This window comes from Falsihalocynthiibacter sp. S25ZX9, from assembly GCF_041205405.1.
Classification (GTDB): Bacteria; Pseudomonadota; Alphaproteobacteria; order Rhodobacterales; family Rhodobacteraceae; genus Falsihalocynthiibacter; species Falsihalocynthiibacter arcticus.
This window is the reverse complement of record NZ_JBGFCD010000372.1, coordinates 1-276: the sequence shown is the minus strand read 5'-3', so window position 1 is coordinate 276 and position 276 is coordinate 1. Positions and strand designations below refer to the sequence as shown.

The 276-nt window shown below is 55.8% G+C and carries 1 pseudogene; it reads left to right on the top strand.

What is annotated here, in order from left to right:
* Nucleotides 1–194 (top strand): annotated as a pseudogene (locus tag AB9F29_RS22625) (anhydro-N-acetylmuramic acid kinase); the annotation flags it as partial.
* Between the last annotated feature and the right edge of the window lie 82 nt (nt 195–276).

Below are 276 nucleotides of genomic sequence, written 5' to 3'. Positions count from 1 at the left end.
TGGACTGTCCTGTGGCGCCGGTTGAGAATGCTGGCCTTGATGTGGACATGCTTGAGGCGCAGGCATTCTGGTTTTTGGCCGTGCTGGTTGCGCGCGGTTTGACGACCTCGGCCCCCGGAACGACGGGGGTGCGGGTGCCGATTGGCGGCGGCATTTTGAGCGAGCCGACGTGGGCGTTACGCAAGGAAGTTTAAAAACTTTAAACTCCTGAGAGGGGCTTTTTTAAAGTTTTTAAACATTTTTGAGCCGGAAACTAGCCGCGCGGGATGTCGAAAT